Below are 15,947 nucleotides of genomic sequence, written 5' to 3' on the forward strand. Positions count from 1 at the left end.
GACAGGGATTTGGGGGGTAAACCGGCAGGGATGCCGGTTTAGCCGCCCCGCGCCATGGATGGCGCGTGGCGGCGGCCCCCAAAATCCCTGTCGGATTACGGGCACACCGAGCCTAGGCGAGGTGCCGAGTGGTGGGGCAAGAGCGTTTTGCTTACTTTTGCGCTTTTCAAAAGTGAGCCGCCGTCAGGGCGGAACCCTAAGTGGCCGTTACCTACATAACGGATATGCACTCGGTCTAATCCAACATCCCAGTTGGCTGTCAGGCCGTCTTCGCAGCGATGCGGCGACCCGACAAGCCAGCTCCCACATTTGGATTGCGGAGCATCAGATGGATATGCGCCGGCTGTCAGACCGTCGCGAATGCGGTGGGTCAGCCATAGGTGCATTAACTGATACACCCTATTGGCGAGCAAACCCGCTCCCACATTGTTTGTCAGGGGCCTTTGCATGTATCAATTGATCCTCGGCGGCGCCCGTTCGGGCAAGAGCCGTCTGGCCGAAAAGCTTGCAGCAGAGAGCGGGCTTGCCGTCATTTATATCGCCACCAGCCAGCCGCTCGATGGTGAGATGAACGAGCGTGTCACTTTGCACCGCCAGCGTCGCCCCGACCATTGGGGCCTGGTTGAGGAGCCCATCGAGCTGGCGCGTGTGCTGCGAGAGAACGCCGCCACTGATCGCTGCCTGCTGGTGGATTGCCTGACCTTATGGCTCACCAATCTTCTGATGCTCGAAGACCCGGCGCGCCTTGCGTGCGAGCGTGATCAACTGTTGCAAACCCTGGCGTCGCTGCCGGGGGAAATCATTTTTGTCAGCAACGAGACCGGTCTGGGTGTCGTGCCGCTGGGCGAATTGACTCGCCGTTATGTGGATGAAGCCGGTTGGCTGCATCAAGCCTTGGCCGAGCAATGTCAGCGCGTTGTGCTGACGGTTGCCGGCCTGCCCCTGACTTTGAAAGGTACTGCGTTATGACCGATTCCTGGTGGCTCAACCCCTGCAAGGCGGTGAATGCCACAGCCCACGAACAGGCGCTGGCGCGTCAGCAGCAGTTGACCAAGCCCGCTGGCTCCCTCGGTCAGTTGGAGGCGCTGGCGGTGCAGTTGGCGGGTTTGCAGGGCCAGGTCAAACCGTCGGTGGATCACCTGTGGATCGCGATTTTTGCCGGCGATCACGGCGTGGTCGCTGAAGGCGTGTCGGCATTTCCCCAGGCGGTGACCGGGCAGATGCTGCAAAACTTTGTCACCGGTGGTGCGGCAATCAGTGTGTTGGCGCGGCAACTGCAAGCGCAATTGGAAGTGGTTGACCTTGGGACGGTCACGCCGTCCCTGGATTTGCCCGGCGTTCGTCACCTGAATATCGGTGCGGGCACGGCCAATTTCGTGCATGGCCCGGCGATGACCCAGTCTCAGGGGCAACTGGCCCTGCAAGCCGGGCGAGACAGCGCACACCGCGCCCTGGCAGGCGGCGCGCAGCTGTTTATCGGCGGCGAGATGGGCATCGGTAACACCACTGCCGCCAGTGCCTTGGCCTGCGCATTGCTGGATTGCCAGGTCACTGACCTCACAGGCCCTGGCACCGGTTTGAATGCCGCAGGGGTCAGCCACAAGGTCGCGGTCATCGAGCGCGCCCTGGGGTTGCACGCCGGTCAGCGCAGCGATGCGTTGCAAACCCTGTTCAATCTCGGAGGTTTTGAAATTGCTGCCTTGGTTGGCGCCTACCTGGCCTGCGCCCAGGAAGGCATCGTGGTGCTGGTGGATGGGTTCATCTGCAGCGTGGCCGCGCTGGTGGCGGTGCGCTTGAACCCGGCGTGCCGCGAATGGTTGGTGTTCGGCCATCGGGGTGCCGAGCCGGGCCATCGCCATGTGCTGCACAGCCTCAATGCGCAACCGTTGCTGGAACTGGGCCTGCGCCTGGGCGAAGGCAGCGGCGCGGCGTTGGCGGTGCCTTTGTTGCGCCTGGCGTGTGCGCTGCACGGGCAGATGGCGACCTTCGCCGAAGCCGCCGTGGCGGACCGCCCCGCATGACCTTGCGCCTGGACCTGCTGCGCCACGGCGAAACCGAGCTGGGCGGCGGCCTGCGTGGCAGCCTGGACGATGCGCTGACCGCCAACGGCTGGCAGCAGATGCGCGACGCAGTGGTGGGGCAAGGGCCCTGGGATCGGCTGATCAGCTCGCCGCTGCAACGCTGCGCTCTGTTCGCCCGGGAGCTGGGGACGCAACTTGATTTGCCGGTGAGTCTGGAGCCTGACTTGCAGGAGCTTCACTTCGGCGCCTGGGAAGGGCAGAGTGCGGCCGCGTTGATGGATACCGATGCCGAAGGGCTGGGCTTGTTCTGGGCCAACCCCTATGGCTTCACGCCGCCGGAGGGTGAGCCTGTCATCCAGTTTTCCGAGCGCGTGCTTGGCGCTGTCGCCCGGCTGCATCAGGCGTACGCGGGCCAGCGGGTGCTGTTGGTCAGTCATGGCGGTGTGATGCGCCTGCTGCTGGCTCAGGCGCGAGGGTTGCCCCGTGAGCAACTGCTGAATGTTGAAGTGGGTCACGGTGCCTTGTTCGGCCTGCAGGTTGAAGCCGATGGTGTGTTGAAGGAAGGACTCTGACGATGCTGCCGTTCTGGATCGCCCTGCAATTTCTCAGCAGCCTGCCCATTCGCTTGCCGGGCATGCCGCAACCTCAAGAACTGGGCCGTTCGTTGTTGTTTTATCCGCTGGTTGGGTTGCTGTTCGGCGTGCTGTTATGGGGCCTCAACCAGGTGTTGCAGGGCGCCCCGTTGCTGTTGCACGCCGCGTTGCTGCTCACAGCCTGGGTGTTGCTCAGCGGTGGCCTGCACCTGGACGGCCTGGCCGACAGCGCCGATGCTTGGCTGGGTGGTTTTGGCGACCGCGAGCGCACCCTCAGCATCATGAAAGACCCGCGCAGCGGCCCGATTGCGGTGGTCACCCTGGGCTTGGTGCTGCTACTCAAGTTCAGCGCGCTGGTGGCATTGATCGAACAACACAATGGCGCCGCGTTGATCCTGGCGCCCCTGATCGGACGCGCTTCGATGCTGGCGCTGTTTCTCAGCACGCGCTATGTGCGGGCGGGCGGATTGGGTCAGGCACTGTCAGACCATCTGCCGCGAATTGTCGGCCAACAGGTGCTGATCCTCAGCGGGTTGGCCTGCATTCTGATCGGCGGTTTCAGCGGCGGCATCGCGGTGTTGCTGGCGGCACTGTGTTTCGTGTGGCTGCGCCAGTTGATGGTCAAGCGTCTGGGCGGTACCACCGGCGACACTGCTGGCGCACTGCTGGAGCTGCTTGAAGCCGCGGTGCTGGTCGGGCTGGCGTTGTAACGCTTTCTTGCAATTGATTAACTCCGGGTATATACACGCTCTATGCTTGCCTCCCAATGTTTATGCACCAACCTGCGACGCGCTGCCCGTGGCGTCAGCAGGCACTACGACGGCGCTCTCGACGGCTTCGGGATCAACGTTGCCCAGTATTCTCTGTTGTGCAACCTGCAGCGTCTCGACCAGCCGAGCATTTCCAGCCTGGCGGACGCCATGGGCCTGGATCGCAGCACCCTGGGGCGCAACCTGCGCGTCCTGGAAGGTGAGGGGCTGGTGCAGTTGGTGGAGGGTGACGATTTGCGCAACCGCCTGGTGGTGTTGACTGCCACAGGGCAAGAGCGGCTGACTGCCGCGTTACCGGCTTGGGAAGCGGCGCAACAGAAATTGATTGATAAGCTCGGCGCCGAAAAGCGCGAAATGTTGTTGGCCTTGCTGGATGAACTCGCCTGAATGGCGGTTTGTTCGACTACAAGCGGGTATATACCCGCGAACGGAGAATAAGAAATGACCTCGATGTGGCGCACCAGTGGTTGGGTCCTTTTAGGGAGTGCGCTGATCCTGGCGTTGTCCTTGGGCGTACGGCATGGCTTTGGCCTGTTCCTGGCGCCGATGAGCAGCGAATTCGGTTGGGGGCGTGAAACCTTTGCCTTTGCCATCGCCTTGCAGAATCTGATCTGGGGCTTGGCGCAGCCATTTACCGGGGCCTTGGCCGACCGTTTCGGCGCGACCAAGGCGGTGTTTGTCGGCGGGGTGTTGTACGCCGTCGGCCTGGTGCTCATGGGCATGTCCGACTCCGCGTGGTCATTGTCGTTGAGCGCAGGTTTGCTGATTGGCATTGGCCTGTCCGGCACTTCGTTCTCGGTGATTCTCGGCGTGGTTGGCCGCGCCGTTGCGCCAGAAAAACGCAGCATGGCCATGGGCATTGCCAGCGCCGCCGGCTCGTTCGGCCAGTTCGCCATGGTGCCCGGCACCCTCGGCTTGATTGGTTGGCTGGGCTGGTCGGCCGCCTTGCTGGCGCTGGGCTTGATGGTGGCGTTGATCCTGCCGCTGGTCGCCATGCTCAAGGACCGGCCGCTGGCGGTCACGGTGGGCCAGCAAACCCTGGGCGAAGCGCTGAAAGAGGCCTGCTCCCACTCCGGTTTCTGGCTGCTGTCCTTCGGCTTTTTTGTGTGCGGTTTCCAAGTAGTGTTTATCGGTGTGCACTTGCCGGCGTACCTGGTCGACCAGCACCTGCCGGCCACGGTGGGCACCACGGTGCTGGCCTTGATTGGCCTGTTCAACGTATTTGGCACCTACACGGCGGGTTGGCTCGGTGGCCGCATGTCCAAGCCGCGTCTGCTCACCGGCTTGTATCTGTTGCGGGCGGTAGTGATCGTGTTGTTCCTGTGGGCGCCGGTCACCGAAGTCACGGCGTATCTGTTTGGCATGGCGATGGGATTCCTGTGGTTGTCCACGGTGCCGCTGACCAATGGCACCGTCGCGACCCTGTTTGGGGTGCGCAACCTCTCGATGCTCGGCGGGATCGTGTTCCTGTTCCACCAACTGGGTTCGTTCCTCGGCGGGTGGCTGGGCGGGGTGGTCTATGATCGAACCGGTAGCTACGATTTGATCTGGCAGGTGGCAATTTTACTCAGCCTGCTCGCCGCCGCGCTGAATTGGCCGGTGCGTGAGCGGCCGGTGGCGCGCATTCAGGCGCAGATGGAGGCGGCATGAGCATGACAGCGCGTCTTATGCTGTTGGCTGTGGGGCTGGGGTTGTTGCTGCTGGCCTGGTGGGGTTGGCAACGGGGCGGCCTGGCGTTGATGCAACTGGGCATGGCGATCTGCTAAGTTGTGGGTCTGAACTGACTCAAGGACTTTTGACATGCAGATGCGCTGGCTCGCTGTACCCGTCCTGATGGCTATTGGTAGCGTGGCGATGGCCGCCAGTTGCCCACCGTTGCTGGAGGGCCAGTTGCCCAAGCTGCGGGCCAAGGAATCCATCGACCTGTGCCAGCAATTCGCTGGCAAGCCCTTGGTGATCGTCAACACGGCGAGCTTCTGCGGCTTTGCCCCGCAATTCAAAGGCCTGGAAGCGTTGTATCAGCGCTACAAGGGCGAAGGCCTGGAAGTGATCGGCGTGCCGTCCGATGACTTCAAACAGGAAGCCAAGACCGGGGAAGAGACCGCCAAGGTCTGCTACGTGAATTATGGCGTGACCTTCACCATGACCGAGCCGCAGAAGGTCAAGGGGCCGGATGCGGTGCACCTGTTCAAGGTGCTTGCACAGCAGGCCGACGCCGCGCCCAAGTGGAATTTTTACAAGTATGTGGTGGATCGCCAGGGCAATCTGGTTGCCAGTTTTTCCAGCCTCACCAAGCCGGACAGTCCGGAGCTGATCAAGGCGGTGGAACAGGCATTGGCTTCCAAGCCCTGACCGCCAGCCAAACAAAAGCCCCGCCTCCTTCACAGGAGAGCGGGGCTTTTTTATACGACTGCGGTTAGAACTTGTAGGTCATGCCCAAGCCGAAACCGTTGGCGCTGTTTTCATACTTGGCGTTGTAGCTGGCCAATTGGTTGGAGCGCGAGATCTTGACGTCCTCTTCCTTCAGGTAGGAGTAGGCCAGGTCGATGGTCATGTTATCCATGACCTGGTAGCCCAGGCCCAGGCTGAAGATAGTACGGTCGCCGGTCGGGATGCGCGGTGAGCGATCCGTGTTGTTGGTAGGCGACTGGTCGAATGTCAGGCCGGTACGCAGTACCACTTGCTTGGTGAGCTGGTACGAAGTACCCACGGCGTAGGCCCAGGTGTCGTGCCAGTTCTGGTCTTCCTTGATTGTGCTGACCAGGCCTGGGGCAAGCGCGCCGCCAGTAGCGCCGCTGACGCCTTCGTTCTTGACGGTGATGTCTTTGAGGCGGCTCCAGCGTGTCCAGGTTGCACCGGCATAGAGTTTCCACGCGTCGGTCAGGTCTTGAGTGACGGACAGGTCGTAGGACTCAGGTGTGTCGATTTTCAGCGAGGCGTCATAGCGGTTGCTGCGCAGGAACGGCGAGGTCGCGGTCGGTGCGGTGACTTCGGTGTGGCCGTCCAGCTTGTAGCTGACCTTGGAGTGGTAGGTCAGGCCGACACGGGTGGTATCGGTGGCTTGGACCAGTACGCCGATGTTGAAGCCCAGCGCGGTGTCGTCACCCTTGATCTTGATATTGGTGTCTGGCGCGCGAGGGTTCAGCGTCAGGTCCGATTCCAGGGTGCCGGCGATGCGGTTGATGGTCGGGCCAAAACCCACGGAAACGCGGTCGTTGAAGGCGTAGCTGACGGTCGGTTGCAAGGTGATGACTTTCACTTCGCTCTTGCTGCCAAAGCCACGGCCCTGGAAGCCGCTTTCGTAGTCGGTTACCAGGCCGAACGGCGCATAGACGCCGAAGCCGACAGCCCACTGGTCGTTGAGCTTATTGGTGTAGAAACCGAAAGGCACGGCAGTGAAAGGCACCATATCGCCTTTGTTGCTGCCAGCGGAGCGGCCGCTGACATTGCTGATATCGGTGGAGGCATCAATGGCTGCAACGCCACCGGTGATCTGTTGGCCTTCCAGGCGTGCCATACCGGCAGGGTTACCGAACACAGTGCTCGCATCATCGGCAGAAGAAGAGCGACCTGCGAAACCGGTACCCATCCCGCTGACGCTCTGTTCGTTGAGGGCAAAGCCGCTGGCGAACAATTGGGAGGATGCCATGGCAACGGCGAGGCTAAGTGTGGTCTTGAGCATTACTTTTTTCATTATTAGAACTCCGTGTGATCACCGCTGCGGAAAGTATCAATAAATTTCACATCGCGCTATAGGCTGTAATGCAGGAGATAGAGCGGTTTTGTAGGACAATCCGACCAAAATTGCCGTTTTTTGCCGAATCTTGCAATTTGCCCGGTCAGCAAGCTGCCTGTTTCATGGGGCTTACACAGGTTTGCCACGCTTGGGTGAAATCTCGCAGGCGGCCTTGTGGATGGAATATTTCTTTCCAGATACGCGCCATGGCCAGCACATCGCCGGGTGCGGGTAGGGCAGCGCGCTGTTGTTCCACCAGCAACCAGGCGATGGCCGTGGCGTAGCGCAGGTTCACGGTCAACTCCAACTGAGGCGCGCTGAGGAACGCATGTTGGCTGGCCAGCCCGCGCACCAGGCTGGCGCGTTCAGGGTCCAGGGCCAGGTAGTCATCCCAGAGGGCGCGGTGACGTGGTTCGGTGATGCTGTAGAGGCCATGGCCGCGCCGGTCATGCAGCGCCGAGCCCAGTTCTGACTGGCTGGCGGCAATGCCCAGCAGCAGGGATTCGGCTGTCGAGCTGTGACGGCCGAGGTACATCAGCGTCGGCCGGATCACATAGCGACACAATTCACTGGCGGCAATACCCATACGAGCCTCAGTCCTTACAAAGAGTGGACGAGCCTGAGAAGGGGGGCTTGGCAGCAATGAATCGGATCTCAGGCCCGTCGTAAGCGGATCATGCCGCTTGACTTGAAGTGTAGTGTCATATTCCTGATGTAAAGGACTGTTTTTAAAACATCTTCTGCAATCGGTTATAACGTTTATATCGATTTGTACTTAGCGCCACGGACTCAAGGCCAAATTCCAGGCAATAAAAAACCCTGTTGTTCAAACAGGGTTTTTGAGGTTTCAGCGACGCGGGTCGATCAGGCGGTCAGTGCCTGACGGGTACGATCGATCACGGCCTGCAGCGGTTCTGCGCTGGAGTATTGATCGGGGTACAGGCGTTCGCTGTGACGAGCGATGCCGTGTTCGTTGACCAGGGTGAAGCTGAAGCAGCCTTTGCGAGCAGCCATGATCAGGCAGTTCATTGGGGCAAAAGCGTTGGTGAGGGCGCGAATGGCATCCTGAGTGTGGATTTGAGCGTTCATATTATTGGTGTTCCTACAAATGACACGGATAAGAACCGTGCAACGTTAAAACGTTCCAGTAACGCTGATCACCATTGATCAAACGAAGAACCCGACTGGAACAAAGCAGCCAGTTTGAAGCGCTATGGAATTAGGCGCGCTTGGGCTGGCAGGTAGGTACTTAGGAGGGCAGGCAACACAACAGGGGCAAAGGTTCTGGGCCCGGGGTGAAGATCCTGATCAATTTGCAGGTTGGTTCGGTCAGAGTATTGGAACTTCGCGACACCCTTTGCTTGTTCAAAGGCAGTGTCGTCGCAAGGAATACCTGGAAACCATCGAGGTGGCCGATCCCATGTGGTTCAGGGGACGTATTCGACCAGAATTGACTTTCAGCTTGGTACTAACGCCGCGGATAGTAACGGATTGAAACAGGGAAGGGAAGGCCGATTGCAAAAAAACTTCGATCAGCCGCCGAGCAACTCGCGATAGACCAGTATGGTCATGGACGCGGCCAGGGCGCACCCCAGCCCATAGACGGCGAGCGTCAATCGCAAGGACTGGCCGGTCTCGATCATGTGGATCACTTCGCGCATGTCATTGATCTTTCCGTCACTGAGTTCGATGCACAGGACCACGGCGGTAAAGGCTGCTGACAGCAAGATAGCAATGGCGAACAGTGCGCCGTCCGGAGAGGGGAGCGCCGCATTGATTCCCAGGGAGGTCGCGCAGATGGCCAGAAGCAGCCCGGCGAATAACAGAATTCCTTTCATCGGCCCTACTGGTTTGCATTGTCGGTGGCGCAGTGTGGCGAGCCGAGGCGGATTTGAAAAGCCCTCGGGTTTGCCCGGTCAGTAACATGTTTAACCGGTGTTGAATCAAAAAACGCCGCCGATATAACCAGTCGATCGGGACTTGTGCACATTTGTGGCCAAGGGTGTAACCCTGCTCTCACTGGTGTGCAAGTGCGCCCATTTGCCTGTAATCAAAATTTAAGTCAATGAAAAATCTCGCTTTTTTTTATTGGTGAAAAAATCGTCAGTTTGACTGCGGCCCCCGTTCCATGGGGCTTTGCGCCTGTTCTAGGGGGGTTGTCCACTGAGTTATCCACAGCTTCTGTGGATTGTCCCGAGCGCTTGCTCTAGGACGGGCGTGCACGGTTTTTTCAGCTTTACCTGTACGAAAAAAAGAGTAGAGTGGCGCGCCTTCCGTTCTGCCCCACAGTGCTTTATGAAGTTTCGCTCAGTATCACCTTCTGTTACCGACACGCCCCAAACTGTTACCGCACCCAAGCGTTTTTCCTTGAAGGTCGCATTGTGGCTGCTCGACAGCCCGCGCCTGGGGCAGAGCACCAATATCAAGCATCTCGCCGGACGCTTGCTCAAGCAGCCCGCCCGCGAAGGCGTGGTGGCCGCTCAGAGCCGTCTTGGCCAACTGATGTGCCGCGAGTGCGGAAATGCCCGTGACCGGCGCATCGGCCACGATTTGTTGCGTTCGGCTGCCCGCGCCGGCGACCGTCGCGCCCAGCGCGAACTGGGGCAGGTCGAAGACTGAGCTGTCCTCCGGCCTTAGGCTTGGTTAACCTTGATCTTTTTCGGTGATGGCAGAAATGGCTATGGTGTTTGACTGGACCAGTATCGCCTTGGGTATTGTGGGTGCAGCCGTGCCGCTACTGGCGCTGTGCTGGCAACTCCAGCGGCGCCTGACCGCACGCACCACCGGTTGGGAACTGCTGGAAGAACGCTTGGCAACCGCGCAACTGGCCCAGGAAGGGCTCGCCGCGCAACTGGACGCCAGTCGCGATGAGATCAGTGACCTCAGCCAGGCCAATGCCGCCAAACAAGCCGACCTGGCGGCGCTGCGCCGTGAAGTCGAGTTGTTGCAGATCGACCGCGATAACGCCCGCGATGCCGCGCACGCCTGGAACCTCGACCGCAGCGCCAAGGAAACCGAACTGCGTCGCCTTGACGCCTTGGCCGCTGCCCTGAGCGCCGAATTGCGCGAGCAGCAAGAGAGTCATCAGCAACGACTCACCGACCTGCAAGGCTCACGAGACGAACTGCGTGCGCAATTTGCCGAGCTGGCCGGCAAGATCTTCGACGAGCGTGAGCAGCGCTTCGCCGAAACCAGTCAGGAGCGCCTGGGCCAACTTCTGGACCCGCTCAAGGAACGTATCCAGTCCTTCGAGAAGCGTGTCGAAGAAAGCTATCAGAACGAAGCCCGTGAGCGCTTTTCCCTCGCCAAAGAGCTTGAGCGCCTGCAGCAATTGAACCTGCGTCTGTCGGACGAAGCCACCAACCTGACTCGCGCCCTCAAGGGCCAGAAAACCCAGGGCAACTGGGGTGAGCTGATTCTTGAACGGGTGCTGGAGCACGCGGGCCTGGAGAAGGGCCGTGAGTACCAGACCCAGGTCAGCCTCAAAGGCCCGGATGGCGAGCGTTTCCAGCCCGACGTGCTGATCATGTTGCCGGGCGACAAGCAGGTGGTGGTCGACTCCAAGGTCAGCTTGACCGCCTATCAACAGTACGTTGCGGCGGATGACGAGGTGATTGGCCAGGCCGCCTTGAAGCAACACGTGCTGTCCCTGCGTAATCATGTCAAAGGCTTGGCCGGCAAGGACTACAAGCGCCTGGAGGGTTTGCACAGCCTGGATTTCGTCCTGCTGTTCGTACCGATCGAGGCTGCCTTTTCTGCGGCATTGCAGGCCGAGCCCAACCTGTTCCAGGAAGCCTTCGACCGCCATATTGTAATCGTCAGCCCCACGACCTTGCTCGCCACCCTGCGCGTGATCGACAGCCTGTGGAAGCAGGAGCGCCAGAGCCAGAACGCACGGGAAATTGCCGAGCGTGCCGGTTGGCTGTATGACAAGTTCGTGCTGTTTATCCAGGACCTGGACGAAGTGGGCAACCGGCTACAACAGCTGGACAAGGCCTACAGCGCGGCGCGCAACAAGCTGACGGATGGGCGCGGGAACCTGGTCAGCCGTACCGAGCAACTCAGGTTGCTCGGTGCCCGTGCCAGCAAGAGCTTGCCGGCGGATCTGCTGGAGCGGGCGATGACCGATTCGGATGGCGTGGCGCATCTCCCGGAATAAATACGGGGCTAAATTGTAGGAGCGAGNGAAACACGCGTTATCATTGACGTTTTTCGCGAGCAAGCTCGCTCCTACAGGGGCAAATGTCTGCTCAATAGCGCCCGCAACGCCGCCGGCTTCACCGGCTTGGCCAAGTAATCCAACCCCGCCCCATGCACCTCGGCCACCATCTCCGGTCGCCCATCGGCACTGATCACTACGCCGGGAATCGGCTCGGCCAGTTGCGCACGCAGCCAGCCCATCAACTCGGTACCGGTTTCGCCGTGGTCCAGGTGGTAATCCACCAACGCCAGTTGCGGGCGGATGCCCTCGGCCAGCAATGCCGCGCATTCGGCCTGATTGGCGGCCGTCCAGACTTCACAGCCCCAGCGCGTGAGCAGGCTGCGCATGCCGATCAGGATGCTGTCTTCGTTATCCACACACAGCACGCGTGCGCCACTCAAGGGCAGGCCGGTTTCTGCGGGCGCCTTGGGTTGCACGCTGGTCTGGTTACGGGCCAGCGGCACGCACACGCTGAAGACGCTGCCTTTGCCCGGCCAGGAGCGCACGCTCAGGCGATGGCCCAGCACGCGGCACAGGCCGTCGGCAATCGCCAGGCCCAGCCCCAGGCCCTTTTCGGCACGGGTCTGGTGACTGTCCAGGCGCTTGAACTCTTCGAAGATCACCTTTTGTTTATCGGGCGCAATACCAGGCCCGCGATCCCAGACCTCCAGGCAGAGTTCGCCCTTGCGACGACGTACGCCCAGCAGCACCGGGCCGTCGGCATAACGGAATGCATTGGTCAGAAAGTTCTGCAAAATCCGCCGCAGCAGCTTGATGTCGCTGTCCACTCGCAAACGGCTGCCGCGCCAGCGGAAGCGCAAGTGTTGCTCCTGGGCCAGCGCCTTGAATTCTGCTCCCAGGGTGTCGAACAGCTCGTTGAGAACAAAGGGCTGGCGTTGTGGGTTGATCTTGCCGTTTTCCAGGCGCGAAATGTCCAGCAAATCGCTGATCAGGTCTTCGGCCGAGCGCAGTGAGCTATCCAGATGCTGCACCAACTGCCGTGCCTCGCCGGACAGGCCATCGGTCTGGTGCGAGAGGGCGGCGGAAAACAACCGCGCAGCGTTCAGCGGTTGCATCAGGTCATGGCTCACGGCCGCCAGGAACCGCGTCTTCGACTGGCTGGCGGATTCGGCCACGCCCTTGGCGTCGGTGAGGGCCACGTTCAGTTGCGACAGTTCATGGGTGCGCTCGGTCACCCGCTGCTCCAGGCCCTCGTTGGCCTCGGTCAGCGCTTGTTCGGCTTCGCGGAACGCGGTGATGTCGGTGAAGCTCATGACAAACCCGCCGCCGGGCATCGGGTTGCCGATCAACTCGATCACCCGGCCGTTGGGGAACAGGCGCTCGGAGGTGTGCGCACGCCCCTGGCGCATCCAGTGCAGGCGACGCGCCACGTGCACCTGCGCTTCACCAGGGCCACACAGGCCGCGCTCGGCGTTGTATCGAATGATGTCTGCAATGGGCCGGCCGACGCTGATCAAACCGTCCGGGTAGTTGAACAGTTCCAGGTAGCGCCGGTTCCAGGCCACCAGCTTGAGCGACTGGTCCACCACGCTGATGCCCTGGGTGATGTTCTCAATGGCACCTTGCAACAGAGCGCGGTTGAACTGCAGCACTTCCGAGGCTTCGTCGGCGATACGGACCACGTCCTCCAGTTGCATTTCCCGCCCTTCAATCGCCGCTTTCACCACCGCCCGCGTCGAGGAGGCTCCGAGTACGCCGGCCAGCAAGCGTTCGGTGTGGGCGATCCAATCGTTATCGGCATTCTGGTTGGGGTTGAAGCCTTTGCCCTGGCGATAGGCGAAGCGAATAAAACTCTGCTGGGCCCGTTCTTCCCCGACGAAGCGTGCCGCCAGGCTGAGCAGGTCGCTGATCTGCACCGACAGCATGGAGCGCGCACTCGCACGCTGGCTGATTTCCTGGCCGATAAAACGGCCTGCCTGCCAGTGCTCGGAAACCCGTGTGCGCGACAGCATCGACACCCACACGAAGAGGGTGAAGTTACCTGCCAGGGAGAACACGGTGCCCAAGGTCAGCGACGTGACCGACAGCCCGAACGGGTGGGAATGCATCCAGGTCAGGCCGGGGAAAAGGCTGAGCGACCAGCCCAGACTTTTCGCGGTCACTGGCAAGACCAGCGTGTAGAACCACAGGAAAGTACCGGCGGCCAAACCGGCAAACACGCCACGCCGGTTGGCCTGCTTCCAATAGAGGGCGCCGAGCATCGCCGGGGCCAGTTGGGTCACAGCGGCAAAAGCGATCTGGCCGATGGTCGCCAGGCTGGCGGTGGAGCCCAGCAAGCGGTAGCTCACGTACGCCAGCAGCAGGATGATCACAATGCTCACCCGGCGAACCGACAGCATCCAGTGACGGAAGACTTCGAATGGCCGCTCGGCGCTGGATCGGCGCAACAGCCAGGGCAGCAGCATGTCGTTGGAAACCATGGTCGACAAGGCGATGCTCGCTACGATGACCATGCCAGTGGCCGCCGATGCACCGCCAATGAATGCCAGCACGGCGAGGGCAGGATGGGCCTCGGCCATTGGCAGGCTGATCACATAGGAGTCTGGCAGCACCGAGCTGGGCAACAGCATCTTGCCGCCCAGGGCGATGGGCACCACAAACAGTGCCGCGAGGATCAAATAAGCCGGGAACACCCACTTGGCCAGGCGCAAATCCTGGGGGTCGATGTTCTCCACCACCGTCACATGAAATTGTCGGGGCAGGCAGATGATCGCCATCATGGCGACGCCGGTCTGTACCACCATCGAAGGCCAGTTGATGGTCTCTTTCCAGTATTCCTCAAGGCGCGGGGCGAGCATGGCCTGGCTGAACAGATCGCCGAAACCGTCGTACAAGCCGTAGGTGACAAACGCACCGACGGCGAGAAAAGCGAACAGCTTGACCAGCGACTCAAAGGCAATCGCCAGCACCATGCCGCGGTGGTGTTCGGTGGCGTCGAGGTTGCGTGTACCGAACACGATGGTAAACAGCGCCAATACCAGCGACACAATCAAGGCCGTGTCCTGGGCGCGGGTGCCGGTGGTGTCGGGGCCGGCGCCGATCAGCAGGTTCACGCCCAGCACGATGCCTTTGAGCTGCAGCGCGATATAGGGCAGCACGCCGACCAGGCAGATCAACGCCACCACCACCGCCAGGGACTGGGATTTGCCGTAGCGGGCGGCGATAAAGTCGGCGATTGAGGTGATGTTTTCCTGCTTGCTGATCAGGATCATCTTTTGCAGCACCCAGGGTGCCAGCACCAGCAACAGCACAGGTCCCAGGTAGATCGGCAAGAATGCCCACAGTTGTTCCGCCGCTTGGCCTACGGCGCCGAAGAAGGTCCAACTGGTGCAGTACACCGCCAGCGACAGGCTATACACCCAGGCACGCACGCGCGGCGGCAGCGGCGCATGGCGGCGGTCGCCGTAAAAGGCGATGGCAAACATAGTGGCCATATAGGCCAGGGCAACGGCGGCGATCAGCCCGCTGGACAGCGTCATGGTAACTCCGAGCATAAGAACACCCGGGCATTCCAGGCCCGGTTGGACAGTCTCGCATGATGCCTGGTGTTAGTCAGTGTCGACCAAGGTCGTGTGGGATCGAATGTCGCAGGCGGCGCTCAGCGTGGCGGCAGGGTTTTCTGGCGCAGGATGTAGATCGTCACCAGCACCGCACTGGTCAGCATAAAGCCCCGTGCCCATGGCAGTGGTACCAGGTAGCAGGAAATCGAGATGCTCAGCCACATCAAGCCGATGGCGTAGACCTTGCCTTTGAGCGGGATGCCATTGCCGTCCAGGTAATCGCGCACCCAGGGCCCCAGGCGCGGGTGTTCCACCAGCCAGTGGTAGAAGCGCGGGGAGCTGCGAGCGAAGCAGGCGGCGGCGAGTAGCAGGAAGGGTGTGGTCGGGAGTACCGGCAGGAAAATACCGATGACTCCCAGCGCTACGCTTAGCCAGCCGATGGCCAGCAGCGCATAGCGCAGGAGCAGTGGACGGTTGCCCATGGGTTCCACGGGCAAGCGACTCAGTGGTGACGTGGCTTGAGGATCGCCGGTTTTTCGTCAGGCGCGTTGCACAGCAGGTACAGCGCGGTCAGGGCTTCCGGGATCTGCACGATCATGTCGTCCATCAGGTTGGCGTCGGCGGCGATGTCGGAGAACTCTGCTTCCTCTTCGAACAGGCCCGAACCGACCATGATCGGCAGCAGCATTTCGCTGACTTCTTCTTCGGCGGTTTCGAACCAGGCGGCTTCGCGCAGAAATACGCCTTCCATGAAACCGATGCACCAGCCGCGCAGGTCGGAGTCATCCGGATCGTCGCCCAGGTCCAGCTCGCACGGCAGCTCGAACTCTTCGTCGGAGGCCAGTTGGCGTGCGATGTGGGCCTTGAGGGCGATCAGGGTGGATTCGATTTCTTCGCGATGGGCGGCGTCGCTGTAATGAGGCTCTTCAGCGAACAGCGCGTCGATCCATTCACGGTCCGGGACGGGGTCGGAGCAGATCGACAGGGCGGTCAGGTAGCCGTGGGCGGCCACGTAGTCCAGCGCCTCGTCATGCAGCTCATCGGCGTCGAGGAAGGCTTGCAGGCGGGTTAGTTGCTCAGCGAAGGACATTGAAGGGCTACCTTG

At 61.0% G+C, this 15,947-nt stretch carries 16 protein-coding genes; 9 read left to right on the forward strand and 7 right to left on the reverse strand.

Annotated elements, in window-relative coordinates; translation table 11 throughout:
* Positions 1 to 447 precede the first annotated feature (447 nt).
* The 7 genes from cobU (at position 448) to ACTJLA_RS11345 (ending at position 5,736) form a co-directional block, all read left to right on the forward strand.
* Entirely contained in the window at positions 448 to 969 is a 522-nt protein-coding gene (gene cobU, locus ACTJLA_RS11315) for a bifunctional adenosylcobinamide kinase/adenosylcobinamide-phosphate guanylyltransferase (RefSeq protein ID WP_060764462.1), read from the forward strand.
* Positions 966 to 2,021: a nicotinate-nucleotide--dimethylbenzimidazole phosphoribosyltransferase gene (gene cobT, locus ACTJLA_RS11320; RefSeq protein ID WP_314547096.1), complete on the forward strand. Its 1,056-nt coding sequence runs from the start codon at positions 966 to 968 to the stop codon at positions 2,019 to 2,021. The genes cobU and cobT overlap by 4 nt, the downstream gene beginning before the upstream one ends.
* The gene (gene cobC / locus ACTJLA_RS11325; RefSeq protein WP_034128334.1) at positions 2,018 to 2,593 is read left to right on the forward strand and encodes an alpha-ribazole phosphatase family protein; all 576 of its coding nucleotides are present in this window, start codon (positions 2,018 to 2,020) and stop codon (positions 2,591 to 2,593) included. The genes cobT and cobC overlap by 4 nt, the downstream gene beginning before the upstream one ends.
* 2 nt (positions 2,594 to 2,595) lie before the next feature.
* A complete protein-coding gene (locus tag ACTJLA_RS11330) occupies positions 2,596 to 3,324 on the forward strand; it encodes an adenosylcobinamide-GDP ribazoletransferase (RefSeq protein ID WP_054899029.1) in 729 nt (242 codons plus the stop codon).
* Between the two features lie 42 nt (positions 3,325 to 3,366).
* The gene (locus ACTJLA_RS11335; protein ID WP_034128336.1) at positions 3,367 to 3,771 is read left to right on the forward strand and encodes a MarR family winged helix-turn-helix transcriptional regulator; all 405 of its coding nucleotides are present in this window, start codon (positions 3,367 to 3,369) and stop codon (positions 3,769 to 3,771) included.
* A gap of 54 nt (positions 3,772 to 3,825) precedes the next feature.
* Positions 3,826 to 5,034, forward strand: a complete 1,209-nt coding sequence (locus ACTJLA_RS11340; protein ID WP_014719382.1) for an MFS transporter — start codon at positions 3,826 to 3,828, stop codon at positions 5,032 to 5,034.
* Positions 5,035 to 5,184: 150 nt separating this feature from the next.
* Positions 5,185 to 5,736 carry a glutathione peroxidase gene (locus tag ACTJLA_RS11345; protein ID WP_034128338.1) on the forward strand — a complete coding sequence of 184 codons (552 nt, stop codon included), beginning with the start codon at positions 5,185 to 5,187 and terminating at the stop codon, positions 5,734 to 5,736.
* A 64-nt stretch (positions 5,737 to 5,800) separates the two neighbouring features.
* Here ACTJLA_RS11345 and ACTJLA_RS11350 read toward each other — a convergent pair whose 3' ends face one another.
* The 4 genes from ACTJLA_RS11350 to ACTJLA_RS11365 all read right to left on the reverse strand — a co-directional run bounded on the left by ACTJLA_RS11350 (position 5,801) and on the right by ACTJLA_RS11365 (position 8,958).
* A complete protein-coding gene (locus ACTJLA_RS11350; protein WP_003193026.1) occupies positions 5,801 to 7,078 on the reverse strand; it encodes an OmpP1/FadL family transporter in 1,278 nt (425 codons plus the stop codon).
* A gap of 145 nt (positions 7,079 to 7,223) precedes the next feature.
* Complete coding sequence (locus tag ACTJLA_RS11355) at positions 7,224 to 7,706, reverse strand: hypothetical protein (protein WP_197901425.1); 483 nt, start codon at positions 7,704 to 7,706, stop codon at positions 7,224 to 7,226.
* A gap of 278 nt (positions 7,707 to 7,984) precedes the next feature.
* Complete coding sequence (locus tag ACTJLA_RS11360; RefSeq protein ID WP_034128340.1) at positions 7,985 to 8,209, reverse strand: hypothetical protein; 225 nt, start codon at positions 8,207 to 8,209, stop codon at positions 7,985 to 7,987.
* Between the two features lie 443 nt (positions 8,210 to 8,652).
* Positions 8,653 to 8,958, reverse strand: a complete 306-nt coding sequence (locus tag ACTJLA_RS11365; protein WP_314547109.1) for a hypothetical protein — start codon at positions 8,956 to 8,958, stop codon at positions 8,653 to 8,655.
* A 457-nt stretch (positions 8,959 to 9,415) separates the two neighbouring features.
* Here ACTJLA_RS11365 and ACTJLA_RS11370 point away from each other — a divergent pair, with 457 nt between their 5' ends.
* Positions 9,416 to 9,739 carry a hypothetical protein gene (locus ACTJLA_RS11370; protein ID WP_034128342.1) on the forward strand — a complete coding sequence of 108 codons (324 nt, stop codon included), beginning with the start codon at positions 9,416 to 9,418 and terminating at the stop codon, positions 9,737 to 9,739.
* Between the two features lie 175 nt (positions 9,740 to 9,914).
* Entirely contained in the window at positions 9,915 to 11,279 is a 1,365-nt protein-coding gene (gene rmuC / locus ACTJLA_RS11375; RefSeq protein WP_169918249.1) for a DNA recombination protein RmuC, read from the forward strand.
* Between the two features lie 71 nt (positions 11,280 to 11,350).
* Here rmuC and ACTJLA_RS11380 read toward each other — a convergent pair whose 3' ends face one another.
* The 3 genes from ACTJLA_RS11380 to ACTJLA_RS11390 all read right to left on the reverse strand — a co-directional run bounded on the left by ACTJLA_RS11380 (position 11,351) and on the right by ACTJLA_RS11390 (position 15,932).
* The gene (locus tag ACTJLA_RS11380) at positions 11,351 to 14,821 is read right to left on the reverse strand and encodes a hybrid sensor histidine kinase/response regulator (RefSeq protein ID WP_294187691.1); all 3,471 of its coding nucleotides are present in this window, start codon (positions 14,819 to 14,821) and stop codon (positions 11,351 to 11,353) included.
* A 119-nt stretch (positions 14,822 to 14,940) separates the two neighbouring features.
* The gene (locus ACTJLA_RS11385; protein ID WP_019818414.1) at positions 14,941 to 15,324 is read right to left on the reverse strand and encodes a YbaN family protein; all 384 of its coding nucleotides are present in this window, start codon (positions 15,322 to 15,324) and stop codon (positions 14,941 to 14,943) included.
* A gap of 20 nt (positions 15,325 to 15,344) precedes the next feature.
* The gene (locus ACTJLA_RS11390; RefSeq protein WP_034128344.1) at positions 15,345 to 15,932 is read right to left on the reverse strand and encodes a UPF0149 family protein; all 588 of its coding nucleotides are present in this window, start codon (positions 15,930 to 15,932) and stop codon (positions 15,345 to 15,347) included.
* Positions 15,933 to 15,947: the final 15 nt, after the last annotated feature.

Source organism: Pseudomonas sp. 22072 (genome assembly GCF_052046095.1).
Lineage (GTDB): Bacteria > Pseudomonadota > Gammaproteobacteria > Pseudomonadales > Pseudomonadaceae > Aquipseudomonas > Aquipseudomonas paracarnis.

Excerpts from the sequence above, each read along its gene's own strand:
- ACTJLA_RS11385 (WP_019818414.1), bottom strand. The coding sequence starts at position 15,324 with ATGGGCAACCGTCCACTGCTCCTGCGCTATGCGCTGCTGGCCATCGGC.
- ACTJLA_RS11390 (WP_034128344.1), bottom strand. The coding sequence starts at position 15,932 with ATGTCCTTCGCTGAGCAACTAACCCGCCTGCAAGCCTTCCTCGACGCC.
- ACTJLA_RS11345 (WP_034128338.1), top strand. The coding sequence starts at position 5,185 with ATGCAGATGCGCTGGCTCGCTGTACCCGTCCTGATGGCTATTGGTAGC.
- cobC (WP_034128334.1), top strand. The coding sequence starts at position 2,018 with ATGACCTTGCGCCTGGACCTGCTGCGCCACGGCGAAACCGAGCTGGGC.
- ACTJLA_RS11355 (WP_197901425.1), bottom strand. The coding sequence starts at position 7,706 with ATGGGTATTGCCGCCAGTGAATTGTGTCGCTATGTGATCCGGCCGACG.
- ACTJLA_RS11380 (WP_294187691.1), bottom strand. The coding sequence starts at position 14,821 with ATGACGCTGTCCAGCGGGCTGATCGCCGCCGTTGCCCTGGCCTATATG.
- cobT (WP_314547096.1), top strand. The coding sequence starts at position 966 with ATGACCGATTCCTGGTGGCTCAACCCCTGCAAGGCGGTGAATGCCACA.
- ACTJLA_RS11365 (WP_314547109.1), bottom strand. The coding sequence starts at position 8,958 with ATGAAAGGAATTCTGTTATTCGCCGGGCTGCTTCTGGCCATCTGCGCG.
- ACTJLA_RS11350 (WP_003193026.1), bottom strand. The coding sequence starts at position 7,078 with ATGAAAAAAGTAATGCTCAAGACCACACTTAGCCTCGCCGTTGCCATG.
- ACTJLA_RS11360 (WP_034128340.1), bottom strand. The coding sequence starts at position 8,209 with ATGAACGCTCAAATCCACACTCAGGATGCCATTCGCGCCCTCACCAAC.
- ACTJLA_RS11370 (WP_034128342.1), top strand. The coding sequence starts at position 9,416 with ATGAAGTTTCGCTCAGTATCACCTTCTGTTACCGACACGCCCCAAACT.
- ACTJLA_RS11330 (WP_054899029.1), top strand. The coding sequence starts at position 2,596 with ATGCTGCCGTTCTGGATCGCCCTGCAATTTCTCAGCAGCCTGCCCATT.
- ACTJLA_RS11340 (WP_014719382.1), top strand. The coding sequence starts at position 3,826 with ATGACCTCGATGTGGCGCACCAGTGGTTGGGTCCTTTTAGGGAGTGCG.
- ACTJLA_RS11335 (WP_034128336.1), top strand. The coding sequence starts at position 3,367 with ATGCTTGCCTCCCAATGTTTATGCACCAACCTGCGACGCGCTGCCCGT.
- cobU (WP_060764462.1), top strand. The coding sequence starts at position 448 with ATGTATCAATTGATCCTCGGCGGCGCCCGTTCGGGCAAGAGCCGTCTG.